The following is a 17,682-nucleotide window of genomic DNA, read 5'->3' on the forward strand; positions in this document are numbered from 1 at the left end:
TTCATGCAGGTCGGAGGCCGTTCTCTCACACATGGGAGGACGGCCTTTTCCGTGCCCGGAGTGCTGGTGGTCGCAGCGTGGTCGCACGCCCGGTTCGGGACCGGTCCGCCATGGTGCTGAACACAGGCGGGGCGGGGGAGCTGAACCGGTGGAGGGCTTCGCGGAGGCGCTGGACGTGGTCGCGTGGTGGTCGCAGCCGTTCCAGCCAGGCCCGTCGGTCGTTTCGTTTCTGGGCCCGGGTGAGGGTGTGGTCGATGGTGTCGACGGCTTCGCGGGCGGCTTGTTGGGTGAGGTGGCTGTAGATGTTGGCGGTGGTCGAGAGGGTGGAGTGCCGCAGCGTCTTGGAGACCACGGTGAGCGGGACGCCTGCGGTGACGGTGATCGTGGCGGCCAGGTGCCGCAGGTCGTGAACGGTCACCCGCGGTACACCAGCCTCTTTGGAGAGTTGCCGGAGCCGGTCGAGGACGGTGTGGGGTCGCAGGGGTCGGCCGTCGGGTCTGCAGAAGACGAGTCCGGTGAATGGATCGCTGGGATCGCTGTGGCGGCGGGCCCTTGACCGGACCCGGTGCTGGAGTGCGGTGGCGACGCGGGGTGAGACGGCGACCCAGTTCCGACTGGTACGGGTCTTGGGCGTGGTGATGACGAGGTGGTTGTTGTCGATCGCGGAGAGGGTGCAGCGTACATAGAGGACACGCTCGGCCAGGTGGACGTCGTCCCAGTGCAGACCGAGGGCCTCTCCTTTGCGCATGCCGGTGCCGATGAGGAACTCGAACAGGTCGGCCATGTCCGGGTCTGTCTGATGGCAGTGCTGGAGGAGCGCGGCCGGCGGCGAGCTCGCCGGTGACGAACGCGGCGATGTGCCGGTGCCCGAGCTCGTCCAGCTTCATAGTCCCGAAGGCCGGGACGAGATCGTTGTGGACGTAGTCCCGGTAACGCGCCATGGTGGTCGGCTTGAGCACGAGCGCCTTGGCGGCGAGCCAGGTACTCAGGTAGTCGGCGACGCTCTGGTTCGGGTCGGCGTTGAACCCGCCGGCCTCGCCCTCCAGGAACCTCCGCAGCGCCCCCTCGGCCGCGTCGTGGCTGCCGAATCCGCCACGGCGGACGGTCGTCCGGCGGTGGCGCGGTGCCGGGACGTCGACGGCGAAGGTCCACGTCCCGTGGTCACCGTCGGCGGACAGGTGCGGGCAGTGCGCTCCGAGCTGGTGACGCAATGTGTCGCGGCAGCCACACCTGCGGTAGATGCGGCCGCGGTCGCCGGTGGTACGCATGGGGATCGCCTCCAGGAGGCGGAAGAAAGGTCGACACCTCCAGTCTCGTGCGACCACCTGCGACCACCTGCGACCACCACGATCCATGCGCCCCCTGTGACCTGCGCTTTCCCCCTGTCTTTGCGCCAAGGCAGCGCTCTGACCTAGCCACGCATACGCCCAGCAGATTCTTCCTCTCCTGCGGGTGTAGGGGTCGCACTGACGCTGACCAGCCGAAATGGTGAAGTGGAACGGCCGGCCAGTGGATGGTCCGTGAATGGTCCGGACCTTGGTTGCCTTGTACCCAGCTGACGGCTTCACCGAGGTTGAGATCACTCCGACTCACGTGATGGCCGACGGCATGCACTCCGCGATCGTCCGCGCGGCCAAGCCGATGGGAGCAGGAGTCGAACTGCCGGTGGTCACACGTGAGGAGGCGGTGTCGCCGGGCGGGATCTCCTGCTGCCGCTGATACCCATGGGGTGTCCCGGGTCTCTGCCCTAGCTAGGTTCTGTCCGGCGGATCCTGGCATGTGTTGCAATGGTTGAGTGAAGTTTGAACATGACAACATGGTCGGGGTCCACTTGGCCGTGTCGCTGGTGAATCTCGAGTCGAGTGGTTCCTGGGGGTCTGAGGCACTGGAACGGGCACTGCAGGAGCATGCGATCCGGCGTTCGCGTGTCACTGGCTCGGCCGGTGAGAAGATCAGGGTGTGGTCGCGGCGTTTGAGGCCCGTTTTCGAGGCTGCCTCGCAGGACGAACGGTGCGAGATGATCAACGCTCTGCTCGCGGACGGCGCTGGAAGCGTGTACCTGACCACGCACGACGACTTGCGGCCACATCTGCACTTCGCACCGGACGGCCAGGACGTCCAAAGCCGTGTGAAAGCCGTGACCGCGGGAGCTCTGGCCATCTTCACCATGGAGGCCGAGGGGGAACGGCTGGGCGTCTGCTCGCTGGACTCCTGTCGGACCGCCTTCGTCGACACCAGCCGCAGCGGTCGCCGCGCCTACTGCTGCGCGCGCTGTGCCAACACCGATGCGGTCCGTCGCCACCGCATGAAACGGCGCTAGCCTTCCGCCCGGTTGTAAGCACTATGCCGAGACCAGCGCCAGGACGAGCGGGACGGCGGCGATCCCAAGAAGTGTCTGCGTCGCGGTGATGCCGGCCATCAGCGGTGCGTCGCCGCCGAGTTGTCTCGCCATGATGTACGAGGACGATGCCGTGGGCAGAGCCTGGAAGAGCACGGCGATGATCAGCGCCTGGGAGCCCAGGCCGACCATCTGAGCCGCCAGGAAGGTCGCGGCGGGCATGAGGACGAACTTGACGGACGACGACGTGAGGATCGGCGCCGCCCACGACCGTGCCGCACCGAAGCGCAGCGCGGCGCCGATGCACAGGAGCCCCAGCGGCATCGAGGCTGCTCCTAGTGCCTGGAGCGCGGGCTCGATGCCCGGCGGCAGGGGCAGATCGAGTGCCTGAAGGAGGATGCCTCCCGCGCAGGCGAGGATGAGCGGGTTGGTCACGAGCTGTTTGACGATGCCCGCAAGACGCAGGCGTGCGCTCCCGAACCGCGCGAAGACCAGCACGCACAAGATGTTGACCGTGGGCACGATCGCCGCGTTGCAGACCGCGGCGGTGGCGATGCCCTGGGTGCCGTACAGGCCGGCGGCGATGGTTACGCCGATGTAGTTGTTGAACCTGACGCTGCCCTGGAAGACAGAGGTGAAGCCGTCGTCTTTCAGTCGCATCATGGGCCTGAAGGCGATGATCAGCACGGCGACTGTCACCGTGGAGGCGACCAGAGTGCCTGCCAGGGCCGCTACCGGCAGATCGTCGGTGTCGGCCGTCGCCAGGCTGTGCAGGAACAGAGCCGGGAGCAGCACGTGATAGCTGAGGCGCTCGGCTGCGGACCAGAAGCCCTCGGCCGTGATCATCGATCGCTTGAGCGCGTAGCCCAGCGCGATCAGCAGGACGACCGGGATCAGCGCCTTGACGGTCAGTGCGATCACGCCGGAATCCCGTTCAGCGTGGCGAAGATGATACGGCAGCCCTCTTCCAGGGCGGCGATGTCGGTGGCGAAGGAGAGCCGCAGGTGGCCTGGCGCACCGAAGGCGCTGCCCGGGACGGTCGCGCATCCCGCTTCGAGGAGGGAGTTCGCTGCCGTGAGGTCGTCGCCCTTCGCAAGGCGCGGAAGGAGGTAGAACGCGCCGTCGGGTTCCAGTGTGTCCAGGTGCCGGCTCTGCCGCAGAATCGCCAGAGCCGCATCGCGCCGTTGGCGGTACGTTTCACACCGTTCCGCCAGCAGTTCCTGCGGCCCCTCCAGGGCGGCGACAGCGGCGATCTGGCTGACGGTCGCCGTCTGCGTGCAGTTCTGTGTCTGTACGGCGGTGATACGACGGACAAGTTCGGCCGGGCCGAACCCCCAGCCGACCCTCCAGCCGGTCATCGCGTACGCCTTGGAGACGCCGTCGACGAGCAGGATCCGCTCGTGCAGATCAGGTGCGACCTGCGCGATGCTGAAGTACTCGCCCTCGCCGTAGCGGATGTGGGCGTAGATCTCGTCCGAAAGAATCATCGCCGAGGGGCGCCGTCGCAGGACTTCGGCGAGACCGGTCAGGGCGTCATGGCTGTAGGTGGCGCCCGAGGGGTTTCCGGGAGCGTTGAGCACGACCCAGCGTGTGCGTTCGGTCATGGCCGCTTCCAGGGTGTCGGGAGCGAGTCTGAACCCTGATTCGGCCGAGCAGGCAACGATCACGGGCACGGCGCCGCACAGGCGAACCATGTCCGGGTAACTTGCCCAGTAGGGCGCCGGGATGATCACCTCGTCGCCCGGGCCCAGGGTGGCGAGGAGCGCGTTGAAGATGACCTGTTTGGCACCGCATCCCACGGCCACCTCGGCATCCGTGTAACTCAGGGCGCGGTCTCGTTCCAGCGCGTGCCGTGCGGCCTGGCGCAGTTCCGGTATCCCGTTGGCAGGGGTGTAGCCCAACGGGCGGGCGGCGGCCTCCTGGGCGGCAAGAACCGCGTGCGCAGGCGGGGCGAAGTCGGGCTCGCCGAGCGTGAGGTCGATGACGCGACGGCCTTCCGCGCGATACTCGGCCGCGCGGCGGGCCATCTCCAGGATGGGTGAGCCGGAAGGTGTCACCGGGCAGCCAGTCACCAGCCAGCCCTCCCCGAGCCGAACGGAACATCCGTAGAACCGGTGGCCGCTCTGTCTCGCTGGTGGGGGTGGGAAGAGTCAGTGCCCTGGGCGCTGGGTGTCAAGGAGTGCATGCCGACAGGTTGATGTAATGCTGCGAGGCATGACAACCATTACAGGATGCTTGCGGGCGTCGGCGCGTGCTGATGGGCGCGGCACACGGTCGAGTCCACGCTCACCATCGACCAGTCGATACGCCCTTGCTGATCGGCATCGGCCTGGACGGCCCGCAAGCCCCTCTCCCACGTGCCATCCGCAGACCATCGCCTGTGGCGGTCGTAGCAGGTCTGCCAGCTGCCGAATCGCGTCGGCAGGTCCCGCCAGGGAACGCAGGTCCGCTGCCGGAACAAGATCCCGTTGATGAATAGCCGGTGATCCTTCCAATGCCCGCCCCGTCGAACGTTCCTGGGCAAGTGCGGCTCCAGCCGCCCCCATTCCATGTCGGTTAGGCCTCCCCGCCCCACCCCGCTCTCAATGATCCGCGGCCCGTCTTGTCATCGACCCATCGGACAGGCCCTAGCCACGCATACGCCCAGAAGATTCTTGGAGTGCTGGTGGTACACGCGCGCCACACCGCTCCTGGCCAGGCAAAACGAAGGCATCGGCCTTCGGAGGTGCGATACTGGCCCGTAACTGGCCCGGATCTTGCTCCGCCCAGGCGCGCAACCGTGACTGTTTCGCTGCGGCCCCGAGTGGAGGCCGGAAGGGTAACCGCGCGTCATGTCACCCCATGTTGGACCCCACGACCGTCACTGGATTGCACCGGGCGCCAGCTTCGACGGAGCTCCCATGCGCCGGATGCCTCGACTTGTTTCCGATGACCCATCATGTCGAGTGCGTGGCGATCCTTGAGCCTGCCGAGAAGGGCCGCTGACCTGGCGTTTCTCCGAGTGTGCGTTATGGGCGTTACGTGCGTTAGGTGCGATATCTTGACGCATGTTCGACGCATGTGACGCACGTTTGACGCACGGACGGCGCGGATTCTGATGGGTCGTCATGCCTGATTGGCGGTTGCTGGACGGGGCCCTCAGCTGTGGCGAGTAGGGACCTTGAAGTGGCTGGGGCACTGGCAGCCGAGCTGTTGGTGACCCCTGCCCCATCCGGTTCCGGGTAGTGACGTTCCGTGACGCGGGGCGGGATGCCGTTGGGCTGGCGGAGTATGCGAGCGCCGTACGCACCCGGGTCGCGCCGTGCCTCCAGGTCGGACCAGGGTCCAAGCCGAAGCGCGGGTCGACCGAACAGTGGCTCGCGTGGAGGGCTTCGGCCCTCTGAGCGCACCGTCCCCGGCCGCCACGGCATCCCCGAACCGCGAGCCGGCGGTCTCAGGCCCTTTCTCGGACACTGGAGCCCGCGCGCTGCGCTATGACTTGCGGGTCAAGGGGTCCAGGCGAACGGACGGACGACGGCGCCGACTGCTTCCGTTCGGGACCCCTCAGGCCTCTACGCAAGCCGATCTCAGGATTCGGATTCATCGACCTGCCCAGAAGGAGCGGGCTCGCATCCGTGCCGGGTTGAGCCGCGTACTGCTTCGGAGTGCTGGTCGGCCTGGGGCGGCGGTGCATCCGTTCCCGCTCGTGCGGCGTGGTGTAAGGCCATCCGCTCACGCATCGCGTGCGCACCAGAGGAGAACGAGGTGGCCGCCGGGCCCTCTCATGCGGTGGGGTGGGTGGCGGTCGGGGGCGTTCAGTTCCTGAGATTCTTCAGGGCCGACGTCCCGCCGAAGACTCGGTCCAGGGCCCGGTCCGGCAGCAGCCTCGACAGGACCCGGCTGCCGGTGGCGTCGCGGCCGACGGTGTACCGGGTCCTCGGCCGCTCGGCGACCAGCGCGCGGAACACCACCCGGGCGACGTCGTCGACGGTCGTGCTGCTACTGCGGGCCGAGGTCTCGTTCGCCTCCATGAAGCCGAGGAACGAGTCGCGGTAGAGCTCACGGACCGGCTCGGGTGCGCCCTCCAGAGCCCGGTTGCCCGTGTCGGACATCTTGGACCAGAGGGGGGTCAGGACAGCGCCCGGCTGGATCACCACGACGGGGATGCGCTGTGGAGCGAGTTCGCGGCGCAGTGCGTCGCTGAGGGCCTCCTTGGCGAACTGAGAGGCGGCGTAGGCGCCGAGGTAGGGAAGGGCGACGTTCCCGAGGCCGGAGGACACGTTGACGATCCGCCCGGTACCGGCACGCAGCAGCGGCAGGAAGCCCTGGACCATCTGCACCTGGCCGATCACGTTGATGTCGAGCTGCCTGCGCATCTGCTCCATGGGCACGCACTCCAGCGGAGCCGTGACCGCGATGCCCGCGTTGTTGACCAGCCCCCACAGTCCGGCGCCGCCGAGCAGCCCGGTCACCTCGTCCACGGCCGCCCGGACCGACTTCTCGTCCGTCACGTCGACGATCACCGGCGTCAGCCGGCCGGCTGCAGCCGCGCGCAGCCGTTCCCCGTCCTCGGGGCGGCGGACCCCGGCGAGGGTGTGGAAGCCGACCCGGGACATGTGGAGCGCGCAGGCTTCCCCCAGGCCGGAGGAGGCCCCGGTGATCAGTACGGCCCGGCCTGCGGGCGACGTCGGACCCGACGATTTCGACACGTGTTCACTCCGGTTGATGGCATGGAGGCGGGCGGGGTCGTGCTCCGCGGGCCGGACGGCAGGGCGTTCCGCCCCCTTGCCGTCGTGGCATCGGTGGCACGGTCGGCGGCTTCGGCTTCTCGGAGCCGACGGCGTCCGGCGACAGTGCGCGGCGCACCGCTTCCGTGGGCGGGACTTCAGTATGTGCGTCGGTCCGTGCCGAACGCACTCCTACGGGTGGCCCGGCTGGGCCGAAGGAGTGGAAGGGGGGATGGGCACTTTTGTGCGGGATGTCCCTCGCGCAAGGGTGCTTGTGTACATCCCCCCTTTCTCCCCAAGGAGGACACGTGACCGCCGCAGTACAGGACATCATCACCACCAAGCTCGAGCGCACCTTCGACACCATGGACGCCAACAACGACGGCTACCTGGACTGGTCGGACTACCAGAAGCTCGCCGACCGCTACATCCAGGCGTACAAGCTCGACAAGAACGACCGCCGATCCAGGGCTCTGCAGACCTTCTGCCAGATCTACTGGCTGGAGCTGCTGCGCCACGCGGGCGTGGACGGCGACCGGCTGACGAAGGACCAGTTCGTCATCGCCAACCGCCTCGCCGTCGTCGACACCAGCCGCCTCAACGTCACCGAGGGCGGCGGCCACGCCATCTTCGACGTCATCGACGTCGACGGCGACAACGAGATCAGCAAGGACGAGTTCAAGCGCTTCCTGCGGGACGTGTGGAAGAGCGAAGCCCCTGACGCGATGGACATGTTCACGAAGCTGGACACCGACGGTGACGGCGCGATCTCGCGCCACGAGTTCATCCGCGCCGTCCGTGAGCACTTCCTGTCGAACGACCCGGAGGCGCCGGGCAGCCTGTTCTTCGGGCGCGTCTGAGTGGATCCGGTCGGCCCGTGCGGGCTGACGGCGTGAACACGCTCACCGCACCCACTCCGCCGGGCACGGCCTCGCGCCCCCTCCGGGGGGTGACGGACGTGCCCGGCGGCCGCGTGTGCCGGGAGCGCGCCCCCTCCGACCGACGGCGTTCCCCCACAGATCCGTCCGCCGCTCCGCCGTCGTCCGTTCCGCCGGACAGGTGAGATCCGTGTCCCCCAAACGGTGAAACCGCAGCTCGTTCGCCCCGTTCGGGCCGGCGCGCTTGGCACCATCGACACGCTCCCGGAGGCCCGGTCGCACAGGCCGACCGGGCCCCTTCTTCGCCACAGCGCGTGGCTCGACCAACCGTGAAAGGCTCCCTCATGCTGACGCAGAACCGCCATACGTCCGGCGACGTGGGGACCTTCTACGACCGTCACACGGACGTGTACGACCACGCCCTCGGCGGCAACATCCACGTCGGCTACTGGGAGGACGACGCGGACGACAGCTCCATGCGGGAGGCGACCGACCGGTTGACGGACCTCGTCACCGAACGCCTCGCTCCGACCGAGCGGCACCACCTGCTCGACGTGGGCTGCGGCCACGGCAGCACCGCGGCGCGCATCGTCGCCCGTCACGCCGTGGAGATCACCGGCATCAGCGTCAGCGACTACCAGGTGGACCTGGCCAACAGCCGTCCCCTGTCCCCGGACCTCCCCGGGCGAGCCACGTTCCGGCTGGCCGACGCCATGGAGAACCCCTTCGAGGACAAGACCTTCGACGGCGCGTACGCCATCGAGTCCCTGATGCACATGAAGGACAAGAAGGCGGCCCTCGGGCACATCGCGCGGGTCCTGCGCCCCGGCGGCCGGCTGGTCATCGCCGAGCACAGCCTCGCGGGCGAGCTCACCGGGCCGGACGCGGCCCGCATGGCCGACGCGTACGCGTACTTCAAGTTCTCGCTGACCACTGACATGTACGGCGAGCTGCTGCGCGAGGCCGGTCTTGAGGTGGTGGACCACACCGATATCACCGAGAACGTCCGGCGTTGCTACGGCAGCATGATCAGCGGCTGGCGGAACGCAGCGGACAACTCCAGCGGCGAGACGTCGCGCGAATGGGCGGCGGCGGCCGACCTGGGCCACTGGTTCTTCTTCGAGGTCGCGGAGCTCCGCTACGGGCTGTTGACCGCGGTCCGCCCCTGAGAACCGGTCTACCGCCGTCCATCGCCGGACACCGAGCACCGCCGTTCGTCGCCGAGACTCCTACCGCCGCCGAGGTCGTCCGCCATGCCCTCCCCGCCCTCCCGCGACCGCTGCCCCTATCGCCTGGACGGCAGCGCCGCGGACATCCACGGCGAAGCCGGGGCGCTGCGCGCGCTGGGTCCGGCCGCCCGGGTCGAACTGCCCGGCGGCGTAACGGCCTGGTCGGTGACCGACCCGGGACTCGTCCGGCGATTACTGGTCCACCCCCGGGTCTCCAAGGACGCCCACCAGCACTGGCCCGCTTTCGTCGACGGCGCCCTCCCCGCCGACTGGCCCCTGCGGATCTGGGTCGACATCCGCACCGTCCAGACCGCGTACGGGCCCGACCACACCCGGTTGCGCCACCCTCTGGTGCCGGCGTTCGGCGCCCGCCGCGTGCGGGCGCTCGCCCCGTGGATCGAGGAGACCACCGCCGTACTCCTCGACGACCTCGCACGGGAGGCGGCCCTCGCTCCCGACGGGGTCGTGGACCTGCGGAAGTGGTTCGCCACGCAGTTGCCGTGGCGGACGGTCACCACGCTGGTCGGACTGCCGGAATCCATGCACGACGGTTTCCAGGCCGTCAACGACATGGTTTTCACCACCGACCTGAGCGCGGAGCAGGCGAGTGACACCGAGGCGGAGGCCGCGCGGCTCCTCGCGAAGCTGATCGTGCTCAAGTCCGAACGGCCCGGCGACGACATCGCCACCGCACTGGTCGACGCGCACCGCGAGGGCTTGCTCGACGAGCGGGAGGTGGGCGACAACATCTGGATGGTGCTCGGCGCCGGTTACGGGACCACGGCGAACCTGCTCGACCACGCCGTGGTCAACCTGCTCACCCACCCGGAACAGCTGGCCCTGGCCGTGTCGGGCCGGGTCGGCTGGGACCGGGTCGTGGAGGAGACGCTGCGCCACCAAGCCCCGGTGGCAAGCTTCATGATGCGCTTCCCCACCGAGGACCTCCACGACGAACCGACGGGGCTGACGTTCGAGCGGGGCGACGCCCTCGTCATCAACTACGCTGCCGTCGGCCGCGATCCCGGAGTCCACGGCCAGGGGGCCGACCTCTTCGACGTCACCCGCCCCAATGTCCGCGATCACCTGGCCTTCAGCCACGGCCCCACCTACTGCCTGGGCGCCGAACTCGCCCGCCTGGAAGGCCGCATCGCACTGTCCGCGCTCTTCTCCCGGTTCCCCGGCCTCGGACTGGCCGTCGGTTCCGACCGCCTTGCCCCGTTGCCCTCCCTCATCTTCAACGGCCACCGGGAGATCCCGGTACGGCTCGAAGGAAACCTCCACAGTTGAGCACTCACCACGGATCACCGCACCCGTTGACGTCGTACCAGCGAGACATCTGGTCCGCAGGATCCCGAACGCCGGAATCACCGCAGTTCAACTGCGTGCTCCACGAACGCCTGCACGGCGGCGTCGACCACCGCAGGCTCGCCGCCTGCGCGGAACGCGTGCTGCACCGGCACGAGACGTTCCGGTTGCGGTTCGCCGACAGCGTCGGCGTCCCCTTCCAGCGTGTGGCACCGGAGGCGGTCCGGGTCGCCGTGGTCGACCTCTCGGACGTGCCCGAACCGGACACCGCCCGCGCCGACTGGATGCGGGCGTCGATGGGGCGCGCCCTGCCCATGGACGGCGGCCCCCTGACCGAGGCCACGGTCCTCCTGGAGGGCGCGGACGTCACGCACCTGCACGTCAAGGCGCACCACATCGTCGCCGACGGCTGGACCCTCGACCGGCTGGGCCACGAGATCCTCCGGGAGTACGCCGATGCTCCGCAGGACGGCGGCGCCCCGGAGGGCGACCGGCGGGAGAGCGACGGGGAAGCCCCTTCCTACCTGGCGTTCGTCGAGGAGGACGCCGCCTACCTCGCGGGGCCCGACGGCGACCGCGACCGCGCCTTCCACCGGGGGTACCTCGCGGGCGTGACACCCGCGCTGTTCACCCGTACGACGGGCGACGGCCCGCGCGAGCGGGGGCGCCACTCGTTCGTCGTCGACGGCGCCCTCGTCGATCGCATCCGCGCCGTGGGCCACTGGCCTTCCACCTACGTCGCGGCCATGCTCGGCGTGTGGCTGACACGCCTGCACCGCAGCGGGGAAGTGGTGCTGGGCGTCCCCTTCCTCAACCGCCCGACGAAGCGGCACAGGGACGTCCTCGGCCAGTTCGCCAACACCCTTCCGCTGCGGATCACGGCCTCCGGTGGGCTGACCGTCCGGGAACTCCTCGCCGAAGTCCAGGACACGACCCGTCGGCTCCGGCGCCACGAACGGCTTCCGCTCGGCGAGGTCCTGCGCGAGACGTCTTCGACGGCCGGGGACCCGCGGCAGCTCTTCGACGTGACGCTCTCCTCGGTGAACTGGTCCCGGCCTGACGTCCCGGGGATCGTCCGACGCAGCGCCCTGATGGCTCCCTCGCACGACCAGGCCGCGCTGGGCGTCCTGGTCTCCGCCTTCGACGACACCGCCGACATCCGCGTCGACCTGGACTACGCCCGAGACGTCTTCGACGAGGACCTCCCCGTCACCGCCGTGGCCGGCCAGCTCAGGACACTCCTGGAGCACGGTGTGGAGCTACTGGACCGGCCGCTCCGCGATGTCTCCATGCTGACGCCGGAAGAGCACCGGGACCTCACCGCCGGACGCGCGCACGGTCCCCGGGTCCCTTACGCGGACCGGGCGACCGTGCACGGGCTGTTCGAGGCCCGGGCAGCCGCCCAGCCGGAACGGACCGCCGTGGTCACGGCGTCCGGCGGGACGCTGAGCTACGCCGAGCTCGACGAGCGGGCCAACCGCATCGCCCGCGCCCTGCGGGCGGACGGCGTCGGCCCGGACGACCGCGTCGCGGTGATGATGAAGCGGGGACCGCGGCTGCCGGTCGCGCTGCTCGGCATCCTGAAGGCCGGCGGCGCCTACGTACCCGTGGACCCCGACCATCCGGCTGAGCGGGTGGACTTCCTGCTGCGCGACAGCCGCGCCAAGCTGGTGATCGTCGACGGCGCGCCCACCGTCCTCCCCTCAGAAGTGCCGGCCCGGCGGATCGACGACCTGATGACCGGCAACGGGGCTCCGGTCGAGCAGGTCGCCACCTCCCGGAACCTCGCCTACGTCATCTACACCTCCGGCTCCACCGGGCACCCCAAGGGCGTCATGGTCGAACATCACAGCGTGGTCAACCGCCTCGCGTGGATGCAGCGCCGCTACCCGCTCGGAGAAGGGGACGTGCTCCTGCAGAAGACGCCGGCCTCCTTCGACGTCTCCGTGTGGGAGCTGTTCTGGTGGGCCGTCGAGGGCGCGACCGTGGCCCTGCTTCCGCCCGACGGGCAGCGAGACCCGCGCGAGGTACTCCGGGCGGTCCGCGAGCACCGGGTCACCGCCGTGCACTTCGTCCCCTCGATGCTCGGCCCGTTCCTCGACCTGCTGGAGGAGTCAGGGGAGGCACGGCGGGGCATCGCGTCCCTGCGGTACGTCCACTGCAGCGGCGAGGCCCTGCCCCGGGAGCAGGTCGAACGGTTCAACCGCCTCGCCGACCGGTGCCGCCGCGAGAGCGGCACCGAGCGGCCGGCGCAGCTCGTGAACCTGTACGGCCCGACCGAGGCGACGGTCGACGTCTCGTCGTACGACTGCCCGACCGACCCCACCCTCGCCGTCGCACGGGTCCCGATCGGCCGGCCGATCGACAACACCAGGCTGTACGTGCTGGGCGCCGACGACCTGCCGCAACCCGTCGGCGTCGCCGGCGAGCTGTGCATCGGCGGAGTCGGCGTCGCCCGGGGGTACCTCGACCGCCCGGAGCTGACCGCCGAGAAGTTCGGCGACGACCCGTTCGTGCCGGGCGGCCGCCTCTACCGCAGCGGGGACCTGGCCCGGTGGCTAGCGGACGGCACCCTGGAGTACCTCGGGCGGATCGACGACCAGGTCAAGGTCCGAGGGCAGCGCGTCGAGCCCGGCGAGGTGGCGGCCGCCCTGCGCGCGGTCCCCGGGGTGCGCGACGCCGTCGTGGTGGGCCGTGCCACCGCCGACCGGGGAACCGTCCTGGCCGGCTACTACGTCGCCGAGACCGCGACCGACATCGATGCGGCGCTGCTGCGCGAGCGGCTCGGACGCACGCTGCCGGCGTTCATGGTCCCGGCGTCCTTCACCCGGATCGACGTGATCCCGCTGTCCCCCAACGGCAAGGCCGACCGCCGCGCGCTGCCCCCGCCGGACGACACCGCCGGGACCGCCGGAGCCTCCGGGGGCGGGCAGCCGCGCGACCGCACCGAAGCGGTTCTCGCCGAGGTCTGGGCCCGCGTCCTGGGCCACGACATGGTGGGGGTGCACGACGACTACTTCGCCCTCGGCGGCGACTCGATCACCATGCTCAGGGTCCGCGCCGAAGCGGAGGCCCGAGGACTGCGCCTCTCGCTCACCGACATCTTGCGGAACCCGACGGTGGCGGGCCTCGCCCCGTACGCCGAGGAATGCGACGCGTCCGGCGCCGAGACCGGCCCGGCCCCGTTCGCCCTCGTGGCCGACGTGGACCGGGCCCGGCTCCGGGACGCCGAGGACGCCCACCCGCTGACCCGGCTCCAGCTCGGCCTGCTGTACCACAGCCGACGGCACGAGTCCTCGGCCAGGTACCTGGACGTCTTTCGGTACACCCTGGAGATGCCGTGGGACGAGGAGGAGTTCCGCCGAGCCTTCGACCAGCTGACGGCCCGGCACGCGGCGCTTCGGTCGGCGTTCGACCTGAACGGCGCCGAACCGCTGCAGGTCGTCCTGCCCCGGGTGCACGGTGGCTTGGAGATCGCCGACCTGCGTCCGCTGGACGACGCGGCGGCCGAGGCCGAGGTGGCCGCGCACGTCGAGGAACGCCGCCGCCATCCGTACACCTTCGACCGGCCGCCGCTGTACCTGTTCCGCGCCCACGTACGGGCCACCGCCGTCGACCTCGTCCTCAGCTTCCACCACGCGCTCCTCGACGGCGGCAGCGTCGCCACCCTGCTCCAGGAGCTGCTCCAGGACTACGCGCACGGCCTCGGCCTGGACACCGGCCCCGTGGAAGGAGCGGCACCCCCCTCACCGGCGGCCCACGTGCGGCTGGAGCGGGCAGCCCTGCGTTCGGCGGAGTCCCGGCGGTACTGGCGCGAGAAGCTGGCCGGCTGCGAGCCCCTGCCGGTCGAGTCGTTCTCTCCCCACCTGCCCGGCACCGGACACCGACCGGCCTCCCGGCGGGTCGACCTGCCCGCCGCCCTCGTCGAGCAGGCGCGGAGCCTCGCGGCCGAACACGCCCTGCCCGTCAAGTCCGTGCTCTTCGCGGCACACGCCCTGACGCTGGCGGCGCTCGCCGGCACCCGTGACGTCACCACGGGTCTCATCACCCACGGCCGTCCGGAGACGGCCGGTGCGGAGCGCACCGCCGGGCTCTTCCTGAACACCGTGCCCGTACGCCTGGACACCGCGCGGGACAGCTGGCTGGAGGTGGCGCGCGCGAGCTTCCGCCAGGAACAGGAAGACCACCCCCACCGCCACTACCCGCTGAGCGCCGTCCAGGAGGACCACGGCGGCCCCGCGCTGGACACCGCCTTCAACTACGTGCACTTCCGCCAGCTCTCCCGTGTGCTCGACCTGCCCGGTCTGCGCCTCACCGCTTTCCGCACCTGGGAGGAGAACGACTTCCGCCTCCTGGTGAACGCGATCACCGAACCGGACGGCACCGGCACGTGGCTGCGGATCGACTGCGACGGGGAGACCTTCCCGGCCGAGCAGGGCGACCTCTACGCGGACTGCTACCTGCGCGTCCTACGGCGTCTGGTGGAGCACCCGGACGAAGCGCCGGACTTCGCCTTCCTCTCCCCCCGGCCCGTCCTGGCCCCTCCGGCGGAACATCCCACGGTCGTCTCCCGCTTCGCCGAACAGGCGGCCCGCACCCCGGACGCGACCGCCGTGGTGGCGGGCGGGGAACGGTGGAGCTACGCCCGGCTGGCCGAGGCCGCGCAGAACGTGGCCGGACGGCTGTACGCGCTCGGCGCGCCGGCGAACGCCCGGATCGGGGTCGCCATGAACCGGTCCCCGCTGACCATGGCGGTGCTCCTGGGAGCCATGCGCGCCGGATGCGCGGTCGTCCCGATGGACATTGGCTATCCGCCCGCCCGGCTGGCCACCATGCTGGAGCAGGCCCGACCCTTCCGCGTCGTGGCCGAGGTCGCCCACGCCCACCTCGCCGGCGACCCGGCGCTGCTACTGCCCGCCGAGTCGGTGGCCGCACCGACGCCGGACGTGCCGTCACGAGGCGTACCGGATGCACCGGCGGGGAGCGGACCGGGCGCCGAGGACACCGCGTACGTCCTGTTCACCTCCGGCTCCACCGGGACCCCCAAGGGCGTCGTCATGCCGCACCGCACCCTGGCCTCCCTGGTGGCCTGGCAGGCTGCGGCGCCCAGCGCGGTCCCCGGCGGCGTCACACTCCAGTTCGCGCCGCTGAGCTTCGACATCTCCTTCCAGGAGATCTTCTCCACCCTGTGCACAGGTGGCACCCTGTGCCTGGCCGACGACGCGCAACGGCGCGACATGCCCGCTCTGTTGCACCTGCTGGACCGCGAGCGCGTCGAGCAGGTCTTCCTCCCCCCGGTGGCCCTCCAGCAGCTCGCGGAGGCCGCGGGGGCGTTGGGCGTCACGCCGCCTGCCCTGCGGGCGGTGATCACCTGCGGCGAGCAGCTGCGCGTCACCCCGGAGATCCGCTCCTTCTGCGCCGAGCTCCCGGGCGTGGTCCTGGAGAACCACTACGGGCCTACCGAGACGCATGTGGTCACCGCGTTCACCATGACCGGAGACCCCGCCGCCTTCCCCGCGCTGCCGCCGATCGGCCGCGCCCTCGACGGAGCCGAGGTGCACGTCCTGGACAAGCGGATGCGCCCGGTGCCGATCGGGGCGCGGGGCGACGTGTACCTGGGCGGCAACTTCCTGGCCGACGGCTACGAGGGCAGGCCGGACCTGACCAAGGAGCGATTCCTCCCGCACCCGTTCGCGGACGGGGACCACCGGCTCTACTACACGGGCGACGTCGGCATGGTCCTTCCGGGCGGCGACGTCGTCTTCCTCGGACGCGACGACGCGCAGGTGAAGGTACGCGGCTTCCGTGTGGAACCGGCCGAGGTGGAACTGGCCGTCACCGGCCTGGCGCACGGCTTTCCCGGCCTGCGCGACGCCGCGGTCGTGGCCCGCGAGCGGGCGGACGGCGAGACCTTCCTCGCCGCCTTCCTCCTCGGCGAGGGTACCGACGAGGACCTGACCGGCGTCCGCGAGGGGTTGCGCGCCGTCCTGCCCGCCCATATGGTCCCCTCGCACCTGCAGTGGGTTTCCCGGTGGCCGCTGACCCCCAGCGGCAAGCGCGACGACGCCGCGCTGCGCCGCACCCAGCTGGCCGCCGCCGGCCGCGCTCCCCGCACCGGTCCGCGTGACGCGTACGAACAGACGCTCGCCGAGCTGATGGCGGACGTGCTGGGCCTGGATGAGGTGGGGACGCACGACAGCCTTTTCGACCTCGGCGGCACCTCGCTGACCGCGATGCGGCTGGTGGTCCGGATCGAACAGCTCTACCGGGTGCACCTCCGCCTGGCCGACTTCGTCGCGACGCCCACCCCCGCCGCGCTCGCGGCACGGCTGCGCGACGGCGGCGCCAAGGCCGCGTTCGACGCCTTGGTGCCGCTCCGCCCGCAGGGCGACCGCCCGCCGCTGTTCATGGTCCACCCGATGGGCGGCACCGTGCTGTGCTACGTCGCGTTCGCCCGGTACTTCCCTGCCGACCGGCCGTTGTACGCGTTCCAGGCCGCAGGGGCCGACCCCGGCACCGCCCCGCTGGGCACCGTGGAGGAGCTCGCGGAGAGCTACCTCGCCGCCCTGCGGAGGGTGCGCCCGCACGGCCCGTACACCGTCGGCGGATGGTCGTTCGGCGGCTTCGTCGCCTTCGAGATCGCCCGCCGGCTGCGGGCGGAGGGCGAGCGGGTGACCCTGCTGGTGGTCGACACCACCGCCCTGGAACAGGGGCCGCGTTCCCCGCACGACGACGAGGCCATGCTGGCGTGGTTCTTCCACGAGCTGCTCTGGCCGCGCGACGGCGGCACGGCGCCCGCCCCGACCGTTCCGGGCGGGCCGGGCTCGCCGGAGGGGAGGTTCGCGTCCATGGCCCGCGTCGCGAGTGAGCGGGGCATCCTGCCGGCCGGCAGCTCCGGTTCCGTCGTCCGCCGCCTGTTCGACGTCTACCGGGCGAACTGGCACGCGACGCTGGCCTACCGCCCCCCGCGCGAGGAGCAGGACCTCACGCTGGTCCGGGCCGCCGAGCCGCTGCCCGCCGTCCTGTCCGCCATGCACGGGGCCGCCCGCACCCGCCACCAGGACCCCTGCAACGGCTGGAGCGCCGTGACCGAGGGACGGATCCGGACGGTCCGTGTCCCCGGGGACCACCTGAGCATGATGGAAGAGCCGCACGTGGCCCGGCTGGCGGACACCCTCGCCGAGCTGATCGACGACTCCGACCGCGATCACGGGGTGGGCTGACGC

At 70.6% G+C, this 17,682-nt stretch carries 10 protein-coding genes and 2 pseudogenes; 6 read left to right on the top strand and 6 right to left on the bottom strand.

Going from position 1 to position 17,682, the window contains the following annotated elements; all coding sequences use genetic code 11:
* Window positions 1–25: 25 nt before the first annotated feature.
* Window positions 26–784: a site-specific integrase gene (locus OG974_RS03940; RefSeq protein WP_371645398.1), complete on the bottom strand. Its 759-nt coding sequence runs from the start codon at window positions 782–784 to the stop codon at window positions 26–28.
* A 118-nt stretch (window positions 785–902) separates the two neighbouring features.
* Window positions 903–1,355 (bottom strand): annotated as a pseudogene (locus OG974_RS03945) (hypothetical protein); the annotation flags it as partial.
* Between the two features lie 190 nt (window positions 1,356–1,545).
* Between OG974_RS03945 and OG974_RS03950 the strand changes: the two are divergent.
* Window positions 1,546–1,719 carry a hypothetical protein gene (locus OG974_RS03950; protein ID WP_371645400.1) on the top strand — a complete coding sequence of 58 codons (174 nt, stop codon included), beginning with the start codon at window positions 1,546–1,548 and terminating at the stop codon, window positions 1,717–1,719.
* Between the two features lie 76 nt (window positions 1,720–1,795).
* Entirely contained in the window at window positions 1,796–2,320 is a 525-nt protein-coding gene (locus OG974_RS03955) for a CGNR zinc finger domain-containing protein (protein WP_266635016.1), read from the top strand.
* Between the two features lie 21 nt (window positions 2,321–2,341).
* On the opposite strand, the gene OG974_RS03960 is transcribed toward OG974_RS03955, so the two are convergent.
* The 4 genes and pseudogenes from OG974_RS03960 to OG974_RS03975 all read right to left on the bottom strand — a co-directional run bounded on the left by OG974_RS03960 (window position 2,342) and on the right by OG974_RS03975 (window position 7,026).
* Complete coding sequence (locus OG974_RS03960; RefSeq protein WP_327279552.1) at window positions 2,342–3,259, bottom strand: AEC family transporter; 918 nt, start codon at window positions 3,257–3,259, stop codon at window positions 2,342–2,344.
* Window positions 3,256–4,365: a pyridoxal phosphate-dependent aminotransferase gene (locus OG974_RS03965; RefSeq protein ID WP_327279553.1), complete on the bottom strand. Its 1,110-nt coding sequence runs from the start codon at window positions 4,363–4,365 to the stop codon at window positions 3,256–3,258. Before OG974_RS03965 ends, OG974_RS03960 begins: the two co-directional genes overlap by 4 nt.
* Before the next feature lie 221 nt (window positions 4,366–4,586).
* Window positions 4,587–4,913 (bottom strand): annotated as a pseudogene (locus tag OG974_RS03970) (IS5 family transposase); the annotation flags it as partial.
* Window positions 4,914–6,132: 1,219 nt separating this feature from the next.
* Complete coding sequence (locus tag OG974_RS03975) at window positions 6,133–7,026, bottom strand: SDR family oxidoreductase (RefSeq protein ID WP_328764346.1); 894 nt, start codon at window positions 7,024–7,026, stop codon at window positions 6,133–6,135.
* Between the two features lie 326 nt (window positions 7,027–7,352).
* On the opposite strand from OG974_RS03975, the gene OG974_RS03980 reads away from it, so the two are divergent.
* The 4 genes from OG974_RS03980 (at window position 7,353) to OG974_RS03995 (ending at window position 17,679) form a co-directional block, all read left to right on the top strand.
* Window positions 7,353–7,904, top strand: coding sequence for an EF-hand domain-containing protein (locus OG974_RS03980; RefSeq protein WP_328764347.1), 552 nt, complete (start codon window positions 7,353–7,355; stop codon window positions 7,902–7,904).
* Window positions 7,905–8,266: 362 nt separating this feature from the next.
* On the top strand, window positions 8,267–9,091 hold the full coding sequence (locus tag OG974_RS03985; protein ID WP_328764348.1) for a methyltransferase domain-containing protein: 825 nt from the start codon (window positions 8,267–8,269) through the stop codon (window positions 9,089–9,091).
* An 84-nt stretch (window positions 9,092–9,175) separates the two neighbouring features.
* Complete coding sequence (locus OG974_RS03990) at window positions 9,176–10,438, top strand: cytochrome P450 (RefSeq protein WP_328764349.1); 1,263 nt, start codon at window positions 9,176–9,178, stop codon at window positions 10,436–10,438.
* Window positions 10,435–17,679 carry an amino acid adenylation domain-containing protein gene (locus OG974_RS03995; RefSeq protein ID WP_371645404.1) on the top strand — a complete coding sequence of 2,415 codons (7,245 nt, stop codon included), beginning with the start codon at window positions 10,435–10,437 and terminating at the stop codon, window positions 17,677–17,679. Before OG974_RS03990 ends, OG974_RS03995 begins: the two co-directional genes overlap by 4 nt.
* The last annotated feature ends 3 nt before the right edge of the window (window positions 17,680–17,682 follow it).

Origin of the sequence: Streptomyces sp. NBC_00597 (assembly GCF_041431095.1) — a bacterium.
Classification (GTDB): domain Bacteria; phylum Actinomycetota; class Actinomycetes; order Streptomycetales; family Streptomycetaceae; genus Streptomyces.

Coding starts and splice junctions, on each gene's coding strand:
- OG974_RS03940 (WP_371645398.1), bottom strand. CDS start 784: ATGGCCGACCTGTTCGAGTTCCTCATCGGCACCGGCATGCGCAAAGGA.
- OG974_RS03965 (WP_327279553.1), bottom strand. CDS start 4,365: ATGGCCCGCCGCGCGGCCGAGTATCGCGCGGAAGGCCGTCGCGTCATC.
- OG974_RS03985 (WP_328764348.1), top strand. CDS start 8,267: ATGCTGACGCAGAACCGCCATACGTCCGGCGACGTGGGGACCTTCTAC.
- OG974_RS03990 (WP_328764349.1), top strand. CDS start 9,176: ATGCCCTCCCCGCCCTCCCGCGACCGCTGCCCCTATCGCCTGGACGGC.